Source organism: Actibacterium sp. MT2.3-13A (assembly GCF_018139985.1).
Classification (GTDB): Bacteria; Pseudomonadota; Alphaproteobacteria; order Rhodobacterales; family Rhodobacteraceae; genus JAGSOU01.
Window position 1 is genome coordinate 1 of record NZ_JAGSOU010000049.1, and the last position, 1,209, is coordinate 1,209.

Sequence of the window (1,209 nt, forward strand, 5' to 3'; positions counted from 1 at the left end):
GGTGACCTGCTCCCCTTAGAGTCCGCGCTTATGAGTTAGCTCTGTTCAGGATTTGGTCCTCTTTCGACCGTTGGTGATACTGCCGCGGGGTGAGCCCGTCGAGGCTCGTGTGGGGGCGGTGATGGTTGTAGTCGTCACGCCACGCCGCGATCGGGCCGCGGGCATGGCGCAGGTTGGAGAACAGGTGCTCGTTCAGGCACTCGTCCCTCAGGCGGCCATTGAAGCTTTCCACGAACCCGTTCTGCATCGGTTTGCCCGGCGCGATGTAATGCCATTCGACCTGGCGATCCTCCTGCCATCGCAGGATGGCGTTCGAGGTCAACTCGGTGCCGTTATCGCTGACCACCATGCAGGGATGTCCCCTGACCTCGGCGATCCGGTCCAGTTCTCGGGCGACGCGGTGACCGGAGAGGGAGGTGTCGACGACGGTCGCCAGGCATTCCCGGCTGAAGTCGTCGATCACGCAGAGCACCCGGAAGCGGCGGCCATCGCTCAGGCTGTCGGAGACGAAGTCCAAGCTCCAGCGTTGGTTCGGCCCCTGCGGGATCGCCATCGGCGCCCGGGCCCCCAGGGCCCGCTTGCGGCCCCCACGCTTGCGCACAGTGAGGCCTTCCTCGCGGTAGATCCGATGACCTTCTTCCAGTTCAGCGTCCAGCCCTCCCGCCGCAGCAGGATGTGCAGACGCCGATAGCCGAACCGCCGGCGTTCGCCCGACAGCTCCCGCAGTCGCTGGCGCAACTCCCGGTCCTCCGGCCTGGTCCGCTGCCGCCGATACACACGCGGCTCGATCCCGGCCAGCGCACAGGCCCGCCGCTGCGAATAGCTCTTCTCCTTCATGGCCCAGTCCACGGCACGCCGCCTCGAACCGGGCCTCAGAAGTTTTTTCCCAGCATCTCCTTGAGCGTCGCCACGTCGAGCATCTGTTCGGCCAGCATCTTCTTGAGCTGCGCGTTCTCGGCCTCCAGCGCCTTCAGCCGCCGAGCGTCCGACACCTCCATGCCGCCATATCGCGAGCGCCACTTGTAGAAGGTCGCGTCGCTGATGCCGTGTTTGCGGCACAACTCCTTCGCGCCCAGCCCGGCCTGGTGCTCCTTCAGGATGCCAATGATCTGCCCTTCGCTGAAACGGCTTCTCTTCATCGTCGGTCTCCTCGGTTGGAGAACAGGCTAACCTTGAAACGGGGACATTTCAGGGGAGCAGGTCAAGAGC

At 64.8% G+C, this 1,209-nt stretch carries 1 pseudogene; it reads right to left on the reverse strand.

The annotated features are described in order from the left end of the window. Positions 1–28: 28 nt before the first annotated feature. A pseudogene (locus KCI33_RS17835) lies at positions 29–1,139 on the reverse strand (IS3 family transposase). Positions 1,140–1,209 lie beyond the last annotated feature (70 nt).